The sequence below is a fragment of the Erythrobacter sp. JK5 genome, assembly GCF_018205975.1.
GTDB lineage: Bacteria > Pseudomonadota > Alphaproteobacteria > Sphingomonadales > Sphingomonadaceae > Erythrobacter.
This window is the reverse complement of record NZ_CP073577.1, coordinates 2,606,853-2,626,082: the sequence shown is the minus strand read 5'-3', so window position 1 is coordinate 2,626,082 and position 19,230 is coordinate 2,606,853. Positions and strand designations below refer to the sequence as shown.

Sequence of the window (19,230 nt, the reverse complement as noted above, 5' to 3'; positions counted from 1 at the left end):
GCCATGAACAAGCCGCAGGACGAAAAGGATTTCGTGGCCGCTCCGGCCCCCAACGACGAGGTGGCAAAGCCGCCGCGCGCGCGAGTCTCCGACGCGGTCGATGGCGACGACGCGACGGCCGCACCAAAGCGCGAGCGCGATTACCTCGAAGGGTTCTTGAACAAGCAGCCCGAGGCAGGCGCGGCGGGCGGTCCCGGGAGCGACTTGCAGGCGGCAGTGGTCGAGGCGCTCAAGGAAATCTACGACCCGGAAATTCCGGTCAATATCTACGATCTGGGGCTGATCTACGGCGTCGAGGTCGATGACGAGGCCGATGCGACGATCACCATGACGCTGACCACGCCGCACTGCCCGGTTGCCGAAACGATGCCGGGCGAAGTCGAGCTGCGTGCTTCCTCGGTGCCGGGGATTCGCGATGCCGAGGTCAATCTGGTGTGGGATCCGCCATGGTCGCCGGAGAAGATGTCCGACGAAGCGCGGCTCGAACTGGGGATGCTGTGATGACCGATAAACCCGCCCATACTGAGGAGCCGCTGAGCTTGTCGAAGCGGCGGCTCGAAGCACCCGCCGCCGTGATCCTGACCAAGGGCGCCGAAGACCGGATCGCGCACCTGATGAGCCAGGCCCCCGAGGGCGCGATCGGGGTCAAGCTGTCGACCCCGCGCCGCGGGTGCTCGGGACTTGCCTATTCGGTCGATTACGTCACCGAGGAAACCAGGTTCGACGAGAAGATCGAAACCCCCGGCGGCACCTTCTACATTGACGGCGCGAGCGTGCTCTATCTCGTCGGCTCGACCATGGACTGGGTCGAGGATGATTTCACCGCCGGTTTCGTGTTCGACAATCCCAACGCCAAGGGCGCATGCGGCTGCGGCGAAAGCTTCATGGTGTGATGCGCAGCATTTAGGATGCGCAAGCCATATGGCGCGGGCCGTGTTGGTGTGATAAGACACCTCGCATGAACGAGCCGAGACGCGACTACAGGAAGCGCTACGAAGAGCTGATGCGGCATGCGGACGAGCATCGCCGCTATGCCGCTCGTCGGACGCTCGAAAGCCTGTTGCGCAGCAAGGAGGCAAGGGCCCGCCTTGAAAAGCGACGCTCTCCCCCGCGACCTCATTCATTGTTGCATGTGATTGCCGTTCTCGACAGCGAAGTGCTCAAGCTGAAGGCCAAACTCGCCGGAACGCACGATCAGGAAGAGCGCATTCTGATAAAAGCCGAGATCGCCCATTTCGAAGCGGTGATGCAGAGCCTGAGGTCAGACCGCCGCCCAGGAGCGGGTTCATTCGACGAAGGCAATCGGCGCAAGTCCGACCGGGTTACCAATTCGCGAGTGCAGCGCGTATTGTCGGCGCTGGATGGTCCGCACCGGGCGATCCTGCTCTCGATCCTTGAGGCTACAATGCCGAAACGCCGCAGGCCTCCCGAAGCGGGTATCCCGGTGCCTGCCGTACCACCACGCGGCCCGCTACCGAAGGAAGGCGGGGCGGAAGCGCCGCTCGACTTCGAAACCGAGTAGCGCCTCAATCCTCTTCGAGCAGTCGCGCAATCAGGCGACGTTCGAGGTCGTCCACCTGTCCATCGCCCGCAATCTGCGCATCGACCCAGCTCTGCTCGGTGTCGGTGACTTCGTCGCCCGCAGCGAGATCGCCGAGATAGTCGTTCTGCGGACCATCGGTGCCGCGCAGATGCTCGACCGCCCAGCCGATCCGCTCGCCGATCCCGGCGCGGCTCTGCATCATTGCCGCGATGAAGGCCGCATGGCCCTTGCTCTCGCTCTCGACGAACTTCACCAGTTCGAGCTTGCGCTCGTGGCTCAGCTGCGCGTTGTCGAGCGTGAAGCCGCGCAGGAAATTGGCTACCCCGTCGACGAACAGGTCGGCCCATTCCGGCGCGTTTTCGTCTTCGAGCGTCGCGTCCTTCAGGCGAAACAGCAACTCGGCATCGAACCGGCTGACCGCCGCGGGGCCGTAGCCTCCGCTGGCAAAGATCACCCGGCGCAGGATGCGGCATTCGGCCGAGCTGATATGCGTGGCCGAAAGCTCCCCGCCGCAGCGGGTCGGGCCGACGCCCGTCAGCACTTCGCGCTCGACCTGTTCGAGCACGTAGTTCTTGAGCCGCACCGGAACGTTTTCGGCGCGTTCGATGATGCGAACGATGGTTTCGAGCTCGACGAGGCTTTCGACGATGCCGTCGTGATCGACTTGCGCGATCAGCCATTGGGCTTCGCTGTCGTTGCATTGCAGGCGCGGCGGTGTGCCGTTGAGCACGAATTCGCCGATCGCCTCGACGAAGAAGTCGCACCATTCGCTGTCGCGCTCTTTGAGCACGTTGTTGATCGCAAACAGGGCCTCGGCCTCGTCCTGATAGATGGCACCGTCGCCCCAGCCCTGGCGGCGCAGCGCCAGCACCTCGTCTGCCGTTACCTGTCCATCGGCCGCAACGCGCTGTGCGAGCTCTTTGAAATGCGTCGTCATAAGCCGGTTCAACCCCTCATAGCTTTGCGAGGCGCTATGGCACGAACACGCTTAAGACGGAGTTACCAAGCCGCTTCAGCCGCGATCTATCTCCGCGATGCAGTCCGCACGGTCGGCTTCGGCTCCGCCTGCCCGCCAGCGTGTTTCGACATGGGTGGCGACCGGTTCCGCCCCGGCCTCGAGCGGGTAGAGGAACACGTCGAGCACGCAGCGATCGCTGGCGAACTGCAGCTTGCGCGCGTCGCCTTCGGTCAGGTCGATCCGGGCGCTTCCGAACCGTGCCGTAAGGGTGGTTGCGCGGGCGCCGATGATCCCGTCGAGCCCGCGCCCGCGTAGCACTTGCGGGGCCTTGAATGCTCCCGCAGGCGGTGCGGCTGCGACCGGGGCGGGCGCTGCGGAGGGTCGGGTCGGCACCCTCGCCGATCCCCCGGCGCAGGCCGACACCGCGAACAGTACCGCAACTGCCACGAGGCTACGCATGCGCCGGATCCTCCGGTGCGCGGCGGCCCATCGCGCCGAGTGTGACATGGGTCCCCGCCGCCGCACCGATGATCGGGGCGAGCAGCCCGGCGAACGGCACCAGCATCATGGCGGCGATCGCACCGCCGAGCGCAAACCGCTGAATCCCCGACACCGGCGTCGGCCCGGGCGGATCGCCGCAATGCCGCAACCATGCCATGTCGGTCAGCTCGCGCCCCAGCAGCACCGCGTTGACCAGCAGGAACACGATTGCCGGACCGATCGCGGTGAACACCAGCAGGATCGCGATGGGCAGCGCGATCAGGTTGAACAGCAGCGCGCGCCCGATCCCACGCAAAGAGTTGGCGAGGTCGCGGCGGAACGGCAGCGGCGTGGCCCGCTTTGCCGCATCGGGATAATGCCGCGCCTCGACCGCTGCCACGATCTCGTCGGCAAAGAACTGCAGCACCCCTAGCGCCACGACGCGAAACAGGAACCAGAAGGCGACCAGAGCGATCAGCACGGCCGCGGTCGCCCCCGCCAATCCTCCGCCGTCGAGGCCGACCCGCGCGAGTCCCAGGACCAGCGCGTAATACAGGACGAACCCGGCCAGCACGAAGATCAGGACGGTGATCGCGATGCTCTTCGCGGCAACTCTCACTACCGCCGGATCGGCGAGCTGGCGTATGGCCTTAAGCAGCGAGGCGATCACGGAATTCACGACCGAGGCAGATGCGCCAGCTTCCCGCGTCAAGTCAAACCCCGATCGGTGGTGATCCGCAACGGCGTGCGAGCGATCTCGACCATTGCAGGTTGCAGGTCTCATCCCTATGCGGAGCGCCACCTCCCGGACTTTCAAGCAGACAGGTGATTTCAAGTGCCAGATTCCGCAGCCGCGCCGCGTTATGACGTGATCGCCATCGGCAATGCCGTGGTCGACGTGATTGCCTCGTGCCAGGAGGAGCTGATCGACGAGCTCCAGCTCAACCGCGGCGGCATGACCCTGATCGACGAGGCCCGTGCCGAAGAGCTCTACGCCGCGATGCCGCCCGCGCGCGAGGTTTCCGGCGGATCGGCGGCGAACACGCTGGCGGGGCTATCGACGCTCGGGCTGCAATGCGCTTTCATCGGCCAGGTTGCCGACGACCAGCTCGGCAAGGTGTTCCGCCACGACATGCGCGCCACCGGGATCGATTTCGACACTCCGGCGCGGGATGGCGAACCGGCAACCGGGCGGGTGCTGATCTTCGTCACTCCCGATGGCGAGCGGACGATGAACACCTTCCTCGGCGCGGGCCAGTACCTGCCTGCCGCCGCGCTCGACGAAGAGCTGATCGCAAGCGGCGCGATCCTCTATCTCGAGGGCTATCTGTGGGATCCGGAAGAGCCGCGCCGGGCAATGCGCCGCGCGATCAAGGTCGCGCGTGAGGCGGGCCGCAAGATCGCCTTCACTGCCTCCGAAAGCTTCGTGATCGACCGCCACGGCGGCGATTTCCGCGCCATGATCGATGACGGGGTGATCGATATCCTGTTCGTCAACGAAAGCGAGCTGGCGACGCTGACGGGCGAAGACGATTTCGAGGCCGGGATTGCAGCGGTGAAGGACAAGGTTCCGGTGCTGGTTGCAACCCGCAGCGAAAAGGGTGCGGTGGCGATCGCGCACGGTACCCGCGCCGAAGTCGCGGCGGTGCCGGTGACCAGGGTGGTCGACACGACCGGCGCGGGCGACCAGTTCGCCGCCGGGTTCCTGTCGGGCTTCGCCAAGGGCGAACCGCTGACCAAGTGCCTCAAGCGCGGCGCGATCGCGGCCTCGGAAGTGATTTCGCATTACGGCCCGCGTCCGGAAACGGACATGCAGGCGCTGATGCTGGAGCGGTTGTGAACCGTTACTTCACGACCCGGTAGTCCCCGCGACGCAGGGTGATCATGTACTCCGCGACCGCGTCGATCTGGCCGGGCTCGAGGTCGAAATCCATCACCTCGGGATAATTGTGCGCGTCTGCCAGCCATTCGGCGAGCGTATCTTCCGACAGTCCATCGCGGTTGGCGATCGCCTCGAATGTCGGCGCTTGCGGATTGGGCGAAAGGAACGGCGGCTGCACCGCGTGGCAGCCCCCGCACGCCGCTTCGACGAACGCGGGCGGGTCGGGCGCGGCGGTCACATCCTCGGTTGCAGGACCGGTCGTCTGGCACGCAGCCAGCGACATGGCGACGAATGCAAGGGCAAGAGCGCGCTGTTTCATGCGCCCATCATACACCTTTTGATGAAACATGGATTGATCAAGATCATTTCCAGCCCGTTCAGCCTGATTCTGCTTCCCGCTCTATTTCTCGCCATCCGATGTCCCTGCGACAGAACCCGCTCTCGAACTGCACTGCATCGACCGCGCGATACGCTGCGGCCTGCGCTTCGGTCACGTTCGTGCCCATCGCGGTGACGTTCAGCACCCTGCCGCCACTCGCGACCAGCTGGCCATCCTCCACCGCCGTTCCTGCGTGGAAGACCTTTGCGCCCTCCCTTTCCGACGATCCGAGATCGATCGCGCCGCCCCTTTCCGGGGTGCCGGGGTATCCCCTGGCCGCCATCACCACCGTCAGCGCGGTGTCTTCGGCGAATTTCGCCTTCACACCCGCCAACTCGCCTTTCGCGCAGGCCAGCATCACCGCCACCAGATCGCCCTTGAAGCGCATCATCAGCACCTGGCATTCGGGATCTCCGAACCGGCAATTGTATTCGATCAGCCTCGGGCCGTCCGCCGTCAGCATCAGCCCGGCATAGAGCACCCCGAATAGGGCATGCCCTCGCCGCGCATGGTTTCGACCGTGGGTCGGATGATTTCCTCGATCACGCGGGTCTGCATGGCCGGTGTCAGCACCGGGGCGGGCGAATAAGCACCCATCCCGCCGGTGTTGGGGCCAGTATCGCCTTCGCCAACGCGCTTGTGATCCTGCGCGGTGCCGAAAGGGAGAATGGCTTGACCATCGGTCAGCGCGAAGAAGCTCGCTTCCTCGCCCTCGAGAAATTCCTCGATCACCACCTCCGCGCCCGCTTCCCCGAACCCGCCGCCGAACATGTCGGCGAGCGCGATCTCAGCCTGCTCGATGCCCTCGGCGATCACCACACCCTTGCCCGCCGCGAGGCCATCGGCCTTGAGCACATAGGGTGCGGCGAACCGGGCGAGCGCGCGATCGGCCTCTGCAAGCGACTTCGTGCGCACGTAAGCCCCGGTGGGGATACCTGCGCGCGCGCACAGGTCCTTGGTGAAGCCCTTCGACCCTTCGAGTTGCGCGGCCGCCTGCGACGGGCCGAACACCGCGAATCCCTTGGCGCGCAGGCTGTCGGCAAGCCCGTCCACCAGCGGTGCCTCGGGCCCGATCACGACCAGCCCGATGTCGTTGGTGGCGCAGAAATGGGTGACCGAACCGTGATCGCCGGCATCGAGCGGCACCAGTTCGGCGTGCTCGGCCATGCCGGGATTTCCGGGGGCAGCGTAGAGCCGCGTCAGGCTCGGGGATTGCGCGAGCTTCCACGCCAGCGCATGTTCGCGGCCTCCCGCACCCAGCAACAGGACATTCATGGCGCGCGCTCCCTCCTCTGGTCATTCCCGATCCGACGATCCAGCAGGGCTGGTAGCGCGCGAGCGGCAGGGCGACAACGCGCAGCCGCTGTCGATCACCGAGATTTCGAACCTGCTCAAGCGCGCAGTCGAGGACCGGTTCGGCCATGTGCGGCTGCGCGGCGAGCTGTCGGGCGTGAAGCGCGCGGCGTCGGGGCACCTCTATTGCGCGCTCAAGGACGAGAAGGCGGTGCTCGACGGGGTGATGTGGCGCGGCAGCACCGGGCGGCTGGCGTTCAACCCGGAAGACGGGCTGGAAGTGATCGCGACCGGCAAGCTCACCACCTACGCCGGGCGCTCCAAATACCAGATCGTGATCGAGCAGCTGGAGCTGGCGGGCGAGGGGGCGCTGCTGGCGCTGCTCGAGAAAACGCGCGCGCGGCTCGAAGCCGAGGGGTTGTTTGCCCGCGAGCGCAAGCGGCCGTTGCCGTTCCTGCCGCGCACGATCGGCGTGGTCACGTCGCCAACCGGATCGGTTATTCGCGACATTCTGCACCGCCTGGCGGATCGTTTTCCGAGTCATGTGGTGGTGTGGCCGGTGCTGGTGCAGGGTCAGGGCGCGGCCGAGCAGGTGTCGACCGCAATTCGGGGGTTTTCGGCGCTCGAACCGGGCGGAGGTGTGCCGCGCCCCGATCTGCTGATCGTCGCGCGCGGGGGCGGTTCGATCGAGGATTTGTGGAGTTTCAACGAAGAATCCGTGGTTCGTGCCATTGCAGAATGTACCATACCGGTTATTTCGGCGATCGGGCACGAGACCGACACCACGCTCGCCGATCATGCTGCCGATTGCCGCGCGCCGACCCCCACCGCAGCGGCGGAAATGGCGGTTCCGGTGCGAATCGACCTCGAAGCCACGCTGGCCGATTTTGCCACGCGCCAGCGTCGCGCGGTCCATCGCCCGGTCGAGCTCGGGCGCGAGCGGCTCGAAGCGCGGGTGCGCCGCATGCCGCGCGCCGAAACGCTGTTGCAACCGCAGGCGCAGCGGCTCGACGAGCTGTCCGAGCGGCTCAGGCGCGGGCTGGCCGACCGCGCGGTGCAGGGGCGCGAACGGCTGGCGGGGGTCGGCGCGCGGCTATCGCCGCCGGTGCTGACCCGCGCGCATGCGGAGGCGCAGCGCCGACTCGAACGCGCGCGGCTGATTCCGGCGCTGGTCCAACGTCCGTTGAAATCGGGGCAGGACCGGCTGGCGGCGCTCGCGCGGCTGGCCAGCCAGCTGCATCCCGAAAAGCCGCTCGAGCGCGGCTATGCGATCGTGCGCGATCCGGAAGGCAGGGCGCTCACCGGCAAGGCGCAGGCGGAAAAGGAAGCGGCGCTGTCGCTGCAGTTTCGCGACGGGATGCTTGGCGTTGCGGTCGGCAAACCGGCCCCCGCTGCACCTGCCGGCAAGCCCTCGAAGCGCCGCAAGCCGCCGTCATCCAATCCTGAACAAGAGGATTTGTTCGGTTAAGCCTGCAATGCTAGAAGGCAGATCATGTTGATGTCGACCGGCGACAAGGCCGCCAAGCTCTATTACGGACCCGCTTCCTTCCGCGTCTTGAGGCCCGGGCAGCACGTGCTGTGCGCGGTGACCGGCGAGGCCATCCCGCTCGAGGAGCTGCGCTACTGGAGCGCCGAGCATCAGGAAGCCTATGCCTCGCCCGAAATCGCGACGCGGCGCCTGCTCGGGCAGGGATGAAGGCGCGGCCTGCACATCTCGCTCCGCTGTTCGCGGCGACGCTCGGCCTTGCCGCGCTGATCAGCTGCACCGGCAGCGAAGCGGCGGCTCCCGAAAGCGCCGCGCCTGCGCCCGAACAGGCCTACACCGCAACGATCGATGATGCGCGTCCCATACCGGAAGCACCGCCGCCAAACCGGCAGGCCGTTCAAAACACCCGCTTTTCCTATTCGGGGGAGCTTACGCAGGGCGGCTTCATCCGCGGTGTCGTTCCGGACGGCACGGTGCGCGCGACGCTCGGCGAACGCGTCCTCGATCTTGCCGACGACGGATCGTTCTTCGCCGCCTTCGATCGCGACAGCGACGACTCGCTGACGCTCAGCGCCACCGTGGCGAGCGGCCAGGTGGTGCGCGAGGACCTGACGATCGCGCCGCGCGCATGGCAGATCGAGCGGGTCAATGTCGCGCGCCGACCGGGGCGCAATCTTGAAGCCTACTGGAAGGTTCGCGAGCCCGAGTACAACGCGATCAACGCAGCGCGGGCGAAGGCCACCGGCGCGGTCGGGTGGAAACAGCAATTCATCTGGCCGGTGAAAGGCCGGATCTCCGGGCGGTTCGGGCGGCAACGCATCTATGCCGGCGAGCCGGGCAGCTACCATTCCGGAATCGATATCGCGCCGGGCGATGGCGAGCCTTTCGTCGCTCCGGCGGACGGGGTGGTCGTGCTCGCGCGGACCGGGTTCAGCCTCGAAGGCGGGCTCATCATCATCGATCACGGGATGGGCCTCAACAGCGCCTTCCTCCACGCGTCCAAGGTCGCAGTGGAGGAAGGCCAGACAGTTCGGCAGGGCCAGTATATCGGCAATGTCGGCGCGACCGGACGCGCCACGGGCCCGCACCTGCACTGGGGCCTCAAGTGGAACGATACCCGGCTCGATCCGCTGCTCTTCGTCGGCCCGATGAACTGATCCGATGCGCACCCGCCGCTTGGTTGCGACGGCCTTGGTCGCCGCGCTGTGTGCGCCCACGGCGTGGTTGCGTAGCGAAGTCCGGTCAGGTCCCCCGAATGCAATCACGCTCGAGCAGCTTTCCGGTTCACGCGAGCTTTCCGCAAGCGGGTGGTCGCTCGAAGGCATCTGGCACATCGACGGGGAGGGGCTGATGTTCGGCGGCTATTCGGCGATGCTGCCGCTGGGCGAAGACACCTTGCGCGCCTTTTCCGATCGCGGGACGCGCTTCACCTTCACCGAGCCCGATCGTGCTAGCAGGGTGCGCACGATTGCGCGTCAACCGGTCGAAACGGGGCGCGGCCACGATCTGTGGGACATCGAATCCGCCACCCGCGACCCGGTGACCGGCAATTACTGGCTCGGATTCGAGAATGTTCACACCGTGCACCGCTTTACCATCGCCAGCGATGCCCACGGCCTGCGCGATCTCGATCGCGAGGTCGACTGGAAGGTCAATTCGGGTGCGGAGGCGATGGTACGGCTCGCCGATGGCCGGTTCGTGATACTGCCCGAAGGTGCTGCCGAAGGCCTGGTATTCGCAACCGATCCGGTAGAAGGCGCCGAGGCCGAAAGCTTCGCCTTCCGCAATCCCGCGCCGGGTTTTGCGGTCACCGACATGGCGCAGCTGCCCGACGGGCGGGTGCTGCTGCTGATGCGCAATCTCGATTTCGGGATCGGCGGCTGGCCTCCGTTCGAAAGCAAGCTGGTGATCGGCGATCCGCCGCGCGCCGGACAAGAACAACCCTGGTCGCCCGCGCTTGCGCTCGACCTCGCTGGGATTGTCCCGCGCGAAAATTACGAGGCGCTGGCATTGCGCCCCCGCGCGGACGGGTCGGTGACGGTGTGGCTGATGTCGGACGACAATCTGGCGGCGCTGCAGCGCACGCTGCTGGTCAAGCTGCGATTCGATCCGTCGGCGGCGGACGCCGAAACCTTCGGCGACGGAAAATAGCCGACCGGCAAAGCAAAGGGCGTGCAAGCTGCCCTGCACGCCCTGCTGTTGTCTGGCCGGCCCGCGAACGGACCGGGGGGTCAGGCTGCCGCCATCGCCTTCTTCAGCTCGCGCTTTACCTTGAGCGCATTGGCCGAAAGCTTGTCGTCGCTGGTCTTGAGCAGCCAGTTGTCGAGTCCGCCGTTGTGCTCGACCGAACGCAGGCCCTGCGTGGAGACGCGGAACTTGAAGCTGCGATCGAGCTTCTCGCTCAGCAGCGTGACGTTCTGCAGGTTGGGCAGGAACACGCGCTTGGTCTTGTTGTTGGCGTGGCTCACATTGTGGCCCACCTGGCGGCCCTTGCCGGTCAGTTCGCAAATCCGCGACATGATATCTCTCGTTCGTTCACAGTGGCGGTCCGCACGAGTGATTCGGCGGTCCAGACACTTGGGTTAATTTGACGGGTTATCCCGGGAAGCGGCGCGCATAGCCGCGAGGTGCCGAATCGTCAAGCAAGTTGCGCCCGCTCGATGCCCCGGCTAGCGGCCACGTATGAACCGCCAAGGGAACAGATGGCCGATCCCGCAACCGATGCAAATGGCCCTCGATGCTGCACGCGAGGCAGCCGAGGCGGGTGAGGTCCCTGTGGGGGCAGCGGTGGTGAAGGGCGAGGACGTGATCGCCGTCGCCGCCAACGCCACCCGCTCGCCGCCCGATCCGACCGGCCACGCCGAGATCCGCGCGCTGCGGCTGGCAGCCGAGACACTCGGCGACGAGCGCCTGACCGGTTGCGATCTCTACGTGACGCTGGAACCCTGCGCGATGTGCGCCGGCGCGATCAGCCACGCCCGGATCGCGCGGCTGTATTACGCCGCGAGCGACCCCAAGGGCGGGGCGGTCGAATACGGCGCGCGCGTGTTCGAGCAGGAGCAATGCCTGCACCGGCCCGAAGTCTATTCGGGCATGGGCGAAGCGGAAGCGGCGGAACTGCTGCGCGGATTCTTCAGGGAGCGGCGCTAACCGCTCCGCACCCGCGACAGCACCAGCGCCGCGAACGCCAGCAACAGGATCGCTCCGGCCTCGAAAGCCACATTCTCCGGGGCCATGTCCTTGCCCTGCAGCACCACCAGCCGCGCCAGCGCGGTGATCGCGATAAAGATCGGGTAGATGAAGAACGATCCCTTGCCGGTATAGAACACCGCGATCATCCCGATCACCTCGGTGTAGAGGAACATCAGCAGGATATCGGCGAGATCGATGCTGCCGCGCTGGTAGATCGAAACGATCTCGGCCCCGGCGGCGATGAAGGTCATGATCGCCGCGACGATCAACAGCAGGCGTTCGCCCAGCACGAACCCGCGACCGACGAGATCCGGAGACTCGGCAGTGTCGGATTGCGGTTCTTGCGGCGGCGCCATGCCTCTGCCTTACCGCATTGGGGCGGATGCGCGCTAGTCGCTTAGCATCGCGGGGCGGTCTTGCTTCGCCGCCGCGGTTTCTTCCAGCCACGCCAACGCCTCGTCCTGTTCGTCGAGATCGAAGGCGCGGATGTCGGGTTTGAGCAGCAGGTTGATCGGGCCGACCATGCCGTGGATCCAGTCGGGTCCGCCGACGATGGCGTAGCGATCGAGCTTGCCGATCAGGTCGAGCTTCCCGCGCACCACTTCGCTGCTGAACATCGCGTCGAGATCGAAGCCGTGCCAGCTCCTGATCACGATCAGCAGTTTCGAGCAGTCGGGGTCCTCCAGCCGAGCGCGCACCATCGCGACACCGCGTTCGGATTCTGCGCGGTCCAACCGCCCGGTCAGTTCGAAGGCGGCGATGCCCGGCTTCCCGATATCGAGTTCGTGGAACGCGCCGGTGTGCGGGCCTTCCGTCTCCTCCATGATCCAGGCGCGCGCAGCCTCGGCTTCGTCCTTGTCATAGACCGCGTAGGAGACGCCAGGCAGCAGCGCGCTTTCGATCCGCGAGCCGGTGCGGATCCATTCCTCGTCGGAAACGATGGCGATTCGATCGAGCCCGTAGATCCATTTCACGAGGGTCGGAATATGCGCCAGTTCGACGGTCACCGCCGAGAAGGTGAAGCCCGCCACGGCCGTGGCGTCGAACAACAGGTTTCCGCCGCCTCCCGCTGCGTTGCGCTTCTTGGCGAAGTCGACCAGCTGTTCAGCGTCGGCCTGGTGGAATTCTTCCATCACGACGATGCGGTGGGCTGTCGGTGAGATTTGTTCGATGTCGATCATGCAGCTTCATATGCCACATGGGCGCCCGTAGTGATTTGATCGCGATCAAATCATTCGGAGGCAAACCTGTCGAGCGCCAGCCCAAGCCATGCTTCGTACCATGGCCCGAACGTCATGATGGCGCCGCCCGCATCGCGCACCGGTCCGAGGCCCTTGCCGTCGGTTCGGCGGTCATACCAGACCTGCCCCGCGGCGGGCCCGTTCAAGACTAGAAAATAATACAGCGCATCCCCATCGGTGGCGATTTCCAACGCGCCCGCAATCACCGAATATGAATAATATTCCTCATCCGGCAGGCCATTCTCGTTCCACGGCTCGGTATGCGCGAATGGCTGCGATAGATTGGCGAGCATCTCGTCGGGCAGCGGGCCGTTCTCACCTTCGCCGAGCGGCCAGATTCCGTAGCCAGGGCCGGCACCGCCATTACCGAGTTCGATCAGGAATTGCCGATAGTCTGCCGGCAGCGCCACTGCGTGCTGCCGCTCGAAACTTTCGACCTCGGATGTGTCGAGCGGCGTGTCGAGGCGATAGCGATGGCTCCAGCCAAGGAAGTCGTCACCGGCCTGTTCGAACCCCCATTCTTCGGGCCATTCGCGATCGCCAAGTACGCGCAGTTTCTCTCTGGTCGCCGTTACGTCCATCTCGTCACAGTCCTCGCCAGATTTTCGCCTGCACCTCGTCGCGCGCGCCATAGCGGCGGGCATCGCAGCGGGTCGGGCGGAAGCGCTTGCTGTAGCAAAGCCGGATTTCCTGCAGCCAGCCGTCGCGGTTGAGTTTCACGCCGATCTGGTCGGCGCTCCACCCGCCATTGGCGTCGGCGAAGGCCTGCCGGATGCGACCGGCGGTGAGGCCGTCCTCGCGGCTGATGCGGTCGTAATCGGGGATGCGCAGGCTGTCCCACAATATCCGCGTCACCTTGAAATAGGTATCGGGCCGCTGCGTCATGCAGCTGCCGTGCTTGGCCCATTGCCGCGCCACCAGCCGGGCGGAGGGCATCATGCACAGGTTGCGGCGCACCTCCGCCGGGGTCAGGCGGCCTTTGGCCGGGCACCATTGCGGCCAGGTGCGGCTGCCTTGCGGCCACAGGCCGTGCACCACCAACCCGAACCGCCCGTTGTCGCCCGAACATTGCGTCTTGTGCGCCCGGCTATCCTGCCGGGTGCGGCAAAACGCCGGGGACCAGCTCAGCGCCAGCGTGTAGCCGGTGACCGGAAGGACTCGCGGGCGGCTGTCGGGCGAGACCTGCGGAACGGTGGAGACTTGCGGCATGCGGCATTGATAGGCCTGCGCCGTGGCACCCGCCGGAACCATAAGCGCCGCGCAGGCGATCATGCAGTGAAGGGCGCGCACCGGGATCATTCGAACACCGTTTCATCCGGTTCGTCGCGCCTGTCCAGCCAGCTCCGGGTGGCGGGCGTGAACAGCATGGCGAGCGCAAACAGGATCAGCCCCGGTTCGATCACCCACAGCGGATTGATCGGGCCGGCGATCAGCCACACTTCGAGCAAGGGCTGGAAGCTCAGCAGCTTGACCAGTCCGAAGGCGAGCACCACCCAGCGTGCGGTGCCGCTGCCGAGCACGTAAATCCAGCACACGGGGATCATCGCGATCGACAGTTCGGCGCTGCTTGCGATGATCGTCCAGTCGCGATCCCACGCGAACCACGGCGCGCGGACCGTCCAGTTGAACTGCGCAAGCTCGAGATCGCTGATGTTCTCCGCGAATGCGGCTAGCGCGGCGATGAGAAAGGCGAGCGCGAACAGTCGCACCGAAAGCGGGCGCGGTCCCTTCGCAATCCTCACAGCGGGGTGAAATCGAGGCCGATGTCGGCTGCCGGAGCGCTTTGCGTAAGCCGGCCCACGGAGACGTAATCAACCCCGCTCGCCGCTTTCGCCGCGATGGTGTCGAGATTGACCCCGCCGCTGGCCTCCGTCGGCACGCGGCCCGCAACCATCCCGACTGCCTGCCTGAGCATTTCGGGGGACATGTTGTCGAGCAACAGGTGGTGCGCCCCCGCCTCCAGAGCCGGTTCGATCTGGTCGAGCCGGTCGACCTCGCAGATGATGTGCTTCACGCCCGCATCGCGCGCGCGGCGCACGGCTTCGCCGACACTGCCTGCGACTGCGACGTGGTTGTCCTTGATCATCGCCGCATCCCACAGGCCCATGCGATGGTTCTGCGCGCCGCCCTGCCGCGTCGCATATTTCTCGAGGAAGCGCAGGCCGGGCAGGGTCTTGCGGGTATCGAGCAAGGTGCAGGAGGGATTGCCGCCCGGCCCGCGCATGGCGATAACGTATGCGTTCGCCATGGTGGCGATGCCGGACAGATGCTGCACGATGTTGAGCGCGCTCCGCTCAGCCGTCAGCATGGCGCGGGCATTGCCGGTGAGTCGCATCAGGTCGGTGCCCGCACTCACCTTGTCGCCGTCGTGCACCAGGGTTTCGATCCGCACGTCGGGATCGAGTGCCCTGAAGAACGCCTCGGCCAGCGGCAGCCCCGCGACCACGATCGCATCGCGGCTGTCCATCACCCCGGAAAACCGCGCATCGGCGGGGATCACGCTTTCGCTGGTGACGTCTTTTCCGCCACCTTCGAGCCCTGTCCCAAGATCCTCGTCCAGAGTTGCTTGGACGAAAGCGTCGAGATCGAAACCGGGAAGGGTGAAAGTGGTCATGTAGCGCGGTTTGACGGAGTCGTTTGTTTTCCGCAAGCGCATCCGCGCTCGCGATATCCTCGCTCACGCGACCTGAAGGTCGCATCGCGTAGTTTATCCTGAGCGGCTGGCTTGCCAGCTAGCCGAAGGGGGCGGCCGGTCGGCCTTGCGACTGCTTCGCAGCCGATTGGTTTCTGGCCACGGCAGTCAGAGCGCGACCGCGCGTCGGCCGGTCAGGCCGCCCCCGCGGAGGCGGTGCGCAACGCGCACTCGCCGCGAGCGAAAATCAATGCACGAACCGCGCCACCACATCTCTGTACGACCTTGAAACCTTCACCTCGGCGCCGCTGTCCAGCACCAGGAAGCATTCGCCGTTCGTGTGCGGCTTGACCTGCCGGACCTGGTCGAGATTGACGATGGTCGAGCGGTGTACACGCTGGAACTTGCGTGGATCGAGACGGCGTTCGAGATCCTTCATCGTCTCGCGCAGAACCAGCGAATTGTCGCCGGTCGAGATGATCATGTAGTCGCCCGCCGCGTCGATATGCTCGATCGAATCGACCTCGACGCGGAAAATCTGCCCGCGGTCCTTGACGTTGATGAGCTTCTCGAAGCGCTCGGTGCTTTCGCCGCTGGCATCGTTGAACTGCGCCGCGCGATCGGGCGCGACCTCGGCCAGCACGTCGAGCAATTGCTCCGCATCCTCGGTCGATTTCTTCTCGGCGATGCGCTGGCGCACGCGTTCGATCGTGTCGGCTAGCTTGTCCTCGTCGACCGGCTTCATCAGGTAATTGACCGCATTCGCCTCGAACGCGCGGATCGCGTGCTCCTCGTAGGCGGTGACGAACACGAACAGCGGCGGATCGATTTCCATCACGCCCTTCACGACCGAGAATCCGTCGAATCCCGGCATCTGGATGTCGAGAAAGACGAGATCGGGCTTCTCGGTCTTGATCTTGCGGATCGCTTCGCGCCCGTTGGCGCAGGTATCGATCACCTCGATATCCTCGAACGGTTCGAGCCGGACCTGGAGGCCCTGGATGGCGAGTTTCTCGTCATCGACGAGGATAGTACGGATAGTCATGCAGATGATCCCATTGTGCGCGGGGGGTTCAGGGGGATGACGGTCGCCGATGCCCCGGCCGGATCGGCCCGTTCGGCATTGTCGGAAGCGGCTGCAGCGGGGGGTGCCGCCGCTTCGCGACCGGGTTCGGGCTCGCTCGCGCTTTCGCTCGCCCGTTCGTAAGGAATTTCGATCAGCACGGTGAAGCCGCCGCCCGGTTCGGAGCGGGTTTCGAACACCTGGTCCTCGCCGTAGGCCTGCATCAACCGGTTGCGGATGTTGGCGAGCCCGACGCCGGTCGACACCGGCTGACCCTGGGTGGTCGAGGCGTTGTCGAACAGGTTTTCGTGGATCGGCCCGTCGACTCCCGGCCCGGTATCCTCGACCGTGACCCGCAGCCGTTCGCCGACGACCCGCGCGGTGACGGAGATTCGCGCGCCTTCTTCCTGTGGGCTGACGGCATACTTGATCGCGTTTTCGACCAGCGGTTGCAGCAGCATCGACGGGAGGCAGGCTTCCAAGGCGGCTTCTTCGAGCTCGAAGTGCGTGCGCAACCGATCTTCGAACCGCATGCGCTCGATCTCGAGATACAGCTGCAGCGTCTCGACCTCCTGCGCGAGCGTCACCTGGCTGCCCGGCTCGGCGATGAGCGTGTGGCGCAGGAAGCCCGAAAGGCGGGTCAGCATCGCGTTGGCCTGACCGGTCTGCTTGAGCAGCACGAGCGTGCTGATCGAATTCAGCGTGTTGAACAGGAAGTGCGGATTGAGCTGATAGCGCAGCATCGCGAGCTGCGCCGCAGTCGTCTGCGCTTCGAGCCGTTGCAGCCGGTCGGCCTGCTGTTCGACCGTCAGGAAGTAGTTGATCGCGAAATACAGCGCGCTCCACGCACCGAGCAGCGTGAGCGGGATGTAGGTGATGCCGATGAAGCGCTGGGCAAAGGTCGTCTCGCGGCTGCCGCCGTAATAGATGCCCTGCACCCACGCATCGATCGTGGCGTGAAAGATGACCGCGGCCAGCAGCACCAGCGCGGTGCCGCCCCAGGTGACGATCGGCTTGCGATTGATCAGCTGGCGATAGATTACCGACAGGACCAGGGTGATCGAAAACCCGGTGAGCGTGTTGACGAGGATCACCGCCAGCAGATCGAGCGGCAATCCGTTGGCCAGCGCAGAAAGCGCGCGCAGCAGGAACGCCCCTCCCCAGCCAGCCAGCTGCAGGTTCCAAAACGCCCGGTTCTTGCTCGCAAAGAACGGCGCAGGCTGGATCCGGATCATCGCCATCGTCGGACTATGTAGACCATTTTTCGCAGGTTAGCAGGGGCTTTCGCGCGGAATGGGCGCTCGCCGGACACTTCCCGTCGCGCCCGCGCAAGCCTCGCCTAATCGCCGCTCGCGATCCTTTCGTCGGAATTCGGGTCGATATCGCGGGTGAAATGGCGCGACCAGTCGGCTTTTCCCTCGCGCTCCATCAGTGCCGCGATCGCCGGCAGTTCGGCCGCGATGAATTCGGCGCGTTCGTCCCACCCGTCGTGCGTGCGCGCCCGGAACAGCCCGCCATCGTGGCGCGGCCCCCAGGTCGTCATGAAGCGGTAGGCGGCTGCCGGATCGTATCCAGCATTGGCCATCAGCCATGGCATCAGCCGATCGGCCTCGCGCTCTGCGCGGCGCACGTTGCGGCGCTTGCGCCCGTGTTCTGAAAGCCACGCGCGATGACCCAGCAGATTATGCGCCAGTTCGTGCGCAACCGCTCCGGCGAAGATTTCTTCGGCGTAGGAAAAGCCGGCAAAATTCATCCCGATCACCACCCGGTCTCCGGTCGCGACGGCGCGCTTGCCTTCGCCTGCCAGTTCGAAGCGGGTCGCACATATGACGACCGGCTCGGGAGCCGCTTCCCCGCCATCGGCAAAACCGAACGCAAGGCTCCGCCCGTCGGCGAGCGCGGAATCGATCCAGTCGTGCGCCCGGGTCAGGCGTTGCCAATGGCGGCGCTCGCCCGCTTCCCACAGGTTGGGGTCCCGATCGCCAAGCCGGGTGATCTCACGGTTGGGAGTGAATTCGCCGGACAGCGCAGCCGGCGATCCGCGCGCAGCGGTCTGGACCGCGAAATCGCCCGAAAGGCCGAGCGCCAAGCGCGCGATGTCGGGCGCACCGTAGCTCGCGAGGTCCTGCAATTGCAGCCCGATCGAGCGGATCTGACGCTGGCAAAACGGCGCGTTGCCGCGCACCAGTTTCCACCCGACATCCTGCAGTTTCTGGTCGAGCGCCTGGAAATGGCCGATCGCGGTGCGCTCGGTCGCGAGGTCGATAGCGGCAGGATCGGGTGCGGCGCTGGCGGCGCTGGCGGGCAGCGCCGCGATTGCTGCGACAAAGAACGCGACGCGGCGCATCAGCCGCCCGTTTGCGGACCGGACCCTTCGAGCGCCGATTTCAGCCCTTCGAAGCCGACCGCGCCTTCGAATGCGGCGTCGCTGGTGACCCAGGCCGGCGTTCCTCCGAAGCCGAGCGACTGGGCGAGCGTCGCGTTGCGCGCGAGTTCGACCGTCACCGCATCGGAGGCGGCGTCGGTCCGTGCCCGATCGAGATCGAGCCCTGCGGCGCGCGCCGCCCGTTCGACCGATTCGGGCGTGACCGGGCCGTTTTCGAACATCGCGGCGTGGAACGCCTCGTATTTGCCCTGCATTCCGGCTGCGAGCGCCATCCGGGCGGCGACATCGCTGCCCTCGAAGATCGGCCATTCGCGCACGACGACCTTGAGATCAGGGTTGTCCGCCACCAGCCGGTCGACATCGGCGAGGCTCGCTTCGCAATAGGGGCAGTTGTAGTCGGTGAACTCGACCAGCACAGTGCCGCCTTGCGGATTGCCGAGAATGACGCCTTCGAACGGAGCGTAAACGTCGTTCCCGATCGAAGCGAGCCGCTTGCCCGCTTCCTGCTGCTGATAGGCCTGCGCCATCTGCGGCAGCATGTCGGGATTGTCGAGCAGGAAGGTGCGCGTGCGGTTGTCCGCAAGTCCGCTATACGACCACAGCGCCGCGCCGAGAAAGCCGAATACGAGCGCCATCAGTGCGGTCGCGAAGGTGGTGGGAAGTGTCGATTTCATAAAGCCGATCCGGTTGCGCAG

25 protein-coding genes and 1 pseudogene are annotated in these 19,230 nt (G+C 65.7%); 9 read left to right on the top strand and 17 right to left on the bottom strand.

Annotated elements, in window-relative coordinates; translation table 11 throughout:
- The first annotated feature begins 3 nt into the window (after positions 1–3).
- The 3 genes from KDC96_RS12720 to KDC96_RS12710 all read left to right on the top strand — a co-directional run bounded on the left by KDC96_RS12720 (position 4) and on the right by KDC96_RS12710 (position 1,522).
- Positions 4–501: an SUF system Fe-S cluster assembly protein gene (locus KDC96_RS12720; protein WP_212448779.1), complete on the top strand. Its 498-nt coding sequence runs from the start codon at positions 4–6 to the stop codon at positions 499–501.
- Positions 501–893, top strand: coding sequence for an iron-sulfur cluster assembly accessory protein (locus tag KDC96_RS12715; RefSeq protein WP_249171794.1), 393 nt, complete (start codon positions 501–503; stop codon positions 891–893). The genes KDC96_RS12720 and KDC96_RS12715 overlap by 1 nt, the downstream gene beginning before the upstream one ends.
- A gap of 65 nt (positions 894–958) precedes the next feature.
- On the top strand, positions 959–1,522 hold the full coding sequence (locus tag KDC96_RS12710; RefSeq protein ID WP_212448778.1) for a hypothetical protein: 564 nt from the start codon (positions 959–961) through the stop codon (positions 1,520–1,522).
- 4 nt (positions 1,523–1,526) lie between these two features.
- Here KDC96_RS12710 and KDC96_RS12705 read toward each other — a convergent pair whose 3' ends face one another.
- The 3 genes from KDC96_RS12705 to KDC96_RS12695 all read right to left on the bottom strand — a co-directional run bounded on the left by KDC96_RS12705 (position 1,527) and on the right by KDC96_RS12695 (position 3,660).
- Positions 1,527–2,480: a hypothetical protein gene (locus tag KDC96_RS12705; RefSeq protein ID WP_212448777.1), complete on the bottom strand. Its 954-nt coding sequence runs from the start codon at positions 2,478–2,480 to the stop codon at positions 1,527–1,529.
- 75 nt (positions 2,481–2,555) lie between these two features.
- Positions 2,556–2,960 (bottom strand): hypothetical protein, encoded by a 405-nt coding sequence (locus KDC96_RS12700; protein WP_212448776.1) that lies wholly within the window; start codon positions 2,958–2,960, stop codon positions 2,556–2,558.
- On the bottom strand, positions 2,953–3,660 hold the full coding sequence (locus KDC96_RS12695; protein WP_249171793.1) for an EI24 domain-containing protein: 708 nt from the start codon (positions 3,658–3,660) through the stop codon (positions 2,953–2,955). The genes KDC96_RS12700 and KDC96_RS12695 overlap by 8 nt, the downstream gene beginning before the upstream one ends.
- 156 nt (positions 3,661–3,816) lie before the next feature.
- On the opposite strand from KDC96_RS12695, the gene KDC96_RS12690 reads away from it, so the two are divergent.
- A complete protein-coding gene (locus KDC96_RS12690; protein WP_212448774.1) occupies positions 3,817–4,821 on the top strand; it encodes an adenosine kinase in 1,005 nt (334 codons plus the stop codon).
- Between the two features lie 4 nt (positions 4,822–4,825).
- Here KDC96_RS12690 and KDC96_RS12685 read toward each other — a convergent pair whose 3' ends face one another.
- The 3 genes and pseudogenes from KDC96_RS12685 to purD form a co-directional block, all read right to left on the bottom strand.
- On the bottom strand, positions 4,826–5,182 hold the full coding sequence (locus tag KDC96_RS12685) for a hypothetical protein (protein WP_212448773.1): 357 nt from the start codon (positions 5,180–5,182) through the stop codon (positions 4,826–4,828).
- Positions 5,183–5,240: 58 nt separating this feature from the next.
- Entirely contained in the window at positions 5,241–5,525 is a 285-nt protein-coding gene (locus tag KDC96_RS16475) for a phosphoribosylglycinamide synthetase C domain-containing protein (RefSeq protein ID WP_249172023.1), read from the bottom strand.
- Between the two features lie 177 nt (positions 5,526–5,702).
- Positions 5,703–6,517, bottom strand: a pseudogene (purD, locus tag KDC96_RS16470) (phosphoribosylamine--glycine ligase); the annotation flags it as partial.
- Here purD and xseA point away from each other — a divergent pair.
- From xseA to KDC96_RS12660, 4 genes are read left to right on the top strand one after another with little or no spacing between them, the layout of a single operon-like run.
- A complete protein-coding gene (gene xseA / locus KDC96_RS12675; RefSeq protein ID WP_212448772.1) occupies positions 6,516–8,003 on the top strand; it encodes an exodeoxyribonuclease VII large subunit in 1,488 nt (495 codons plus the stop codon). The pseudogene purD and the gene xseA sit on opposite strands and share 2 nt — an antisense overlap.
- Positions 8,004–8,027: 24 nt before the next feature.
- Positions 8,028–8,231 carry a DUF2093 domain-containing protein gene (locus KDC96_RS12670; RefSeq protein ID WP_212448771.1) on the top strand — a complete coding sequence of 68 codons (204 nt, stop codon included), beginning with the start codon at positions 8,028–8,030 and terminating at the stop codon, positions 8,229–8,231.
- Positions 8,228–9,178, top strand: coding sequence for a M23 family metallopeptidase (locus tag KDC96_RS12665; protein ID WP_212448770.1), 951 nt, complete (start codon positions 8,228–8,230; stop codon positions 9,176–9,178). The genes KDC96_RS12670 and KDC96_RS12665 overlap by 4 nt, the downstream gene beginning before the upstream one ends.
- Positions 9,179–9,182: 4 nt before the next feature.
- Positions 9,183–10,172: an esterase-like activity of phytase family protein gene (locus tag KDC96_RS12660; RefSeq protein WP_212448769.1), complete on the top strand. Its 990-nt coding sequence runs from the start codon at positions 9,183–9,185 to the stop codon at positions 10,170–10,172.
- Between the two features lie 80 nt (positions 10,173–10,252).
- Here KDC96_RS12660 and rpmB read toward each other — a convergent pair whose 3' ends face one another.
- Complete coding sequence (gene rpmB / locus KDC96_RS12655; RefSeq protein ID WP_212448768.1) at positions 10,253–10,540, bottom strand: 50S ribosomal protein L28; 288 nt, start codon at positions 10,538–10,540, stop codon at positions 10,253–10,255.
- 202 nt (positions 10,541–10,742) lie between these two features.
- Between rpmB and KDC96_RS12650 the strand changes: the two genes are divergently transcribed.
- Positions 10,743–11,171: a nucleoside deaminase gene (locus tag KDC96_RS12650; protein ID WP_212448767.1), complete on the top strand. Its 429-nt coding sequence runs from the start codon at positions 10,743–10,745 to the stop codon at positions 11,169–11,171.
- Here KDC96_RS12650 and KDC96_RS12645 read toward each other — a convergent pair.
- The 10 genes from KDC96_RS12645 to KDC96_RS12600 all read right to left on the bottom strand — a co-directional run bounded on the left by KDC96_RS12645 (position 11,168) and on the right by KDC96_RS12600 (position 19,209).
- Entirely contained in the window at positions 11,168–11,569 is a 402-nt protein-coding gene (locus KDC96_RS12645) for a phosphate-starvation-inducible PsiE family protein (protein WP_212448766.1), read from the bottom strand. The genes KDC96_RS12650 and KDC96_RS12645 overlap by 4 nt on opposite strands.
- 33 nt (positions 11,570–11,602) lie before the next feature.
- Entirely contained in the window at positions 11,603–12,394 is a 792-nt protein-coding gene (locus KDC96_RS12640) for an STAS/SEC14 domain-containing protein (protein ID WP_212448765.1), read from the bottom strand.
- Positions 12,395–12,444: 50 nt separating this feature from the next.
- Complete coding sequence (locus tag KDC96_RS12635; protein ID WP_212448764.1) at positions 12,445–13,035, bottom strand: SMI1/KNR4 family protein; 591 nt, start codon at positions 13,033–13,035, stop codon at positions 12,445–12,447.
- Positions 13,036–13,039: 4 nt separating this feature from the next.
- The gene (locus tag KDC96_RS12630; RefSeq protein WP_249171792.1) at positions 13,040–13,753 is read right to left on the bottom strand and encodes a ribonuclease T2; all 714 of its coding nucleotides are present in this window, start codon (positions 13,751–13,753) and stop codon (positions 13,040–13,042) included.
- Positions 13,750–14,196 (bottom strand): hypothetical protein, encoded by a 447-nt coding sequence (locus KDC96_RS12625; RefSeq protein ID WP_212448763.1) that lies wholly within the window; start codon positions 14,194–14,196, stop codon positions 13,750–13,752. Before KDC96_RS12625 ends, KDC96_RS12630 begins: the two co-directional genes overlap by 4 nt.
- Entirely contained in the window at positions 14,193–15,068 is an 876-nt protein-coding gene (nadC, locus tag KDC96_RS12620) for a carboxylating nicotinate-nucleotide diphosphorylase (RefSeq protein ID WP_212448762.1), read from the bottom strand. Before nadC ends, KDC96_RS12625 begins: the two co-directional genes overlap by 4 nt.
- 265 nt (positions 15,069–15,333) lie before the next feature.
- The gene (locus tag KDC96_RS12615) at positions 15,334–16,131 is read right to left on the bottom strand and encodes a LytTR family DNA-binding domain-containing protein (RefSeq protein ID WP_212448761.1); all 798 of its coding nucleotides are present in this window, start codon (positions 16,129–16,131) and stop codon (positions 15,334–15,336) included.
- Complete coding sequence (locus KDC96_RS12610) at positions 16,128–17,390, bottom strand: sensor histidine kinase (RefSeq protein WP_212448760.1); 1,263 nt, start codon at positions 17,388–17,390, stop codon at positions 16,128–16,130. Before KDC96_RS12610 ends, KDC96_RS12615 begins: the two co-directional genes overlap by 4 nt.
- A 98-nt stretch (positions 17,391–17,488) precedes the next feature.
- Positions 17,489–18,496 carry a hypothetical protein gene (locus KDC96_RS12605; protein WP_249171791.1) on the bottom strand — a complete coding sequence of 336 codons (1,008 nt, stop codon included), beginning with the start codon at positions 18,494–18,496 and terminating at the stop codon, positions 17,489–17,491.
- Entirely contained in the window at positions 18,496–19,209 is a 714-nt protein-coding gene (locus KDC96_RS12600; protein ID WP_212448759.1) for a DsbA family protein, read from the bottom strand. The genes KDC96_RS12605 and KDC96_RS12600 overlap by 1 nt, the downstream gene beginning before the upstream one ends.
- Positions 19,210–19,230 lie beyond the last annotated feature (21 nt).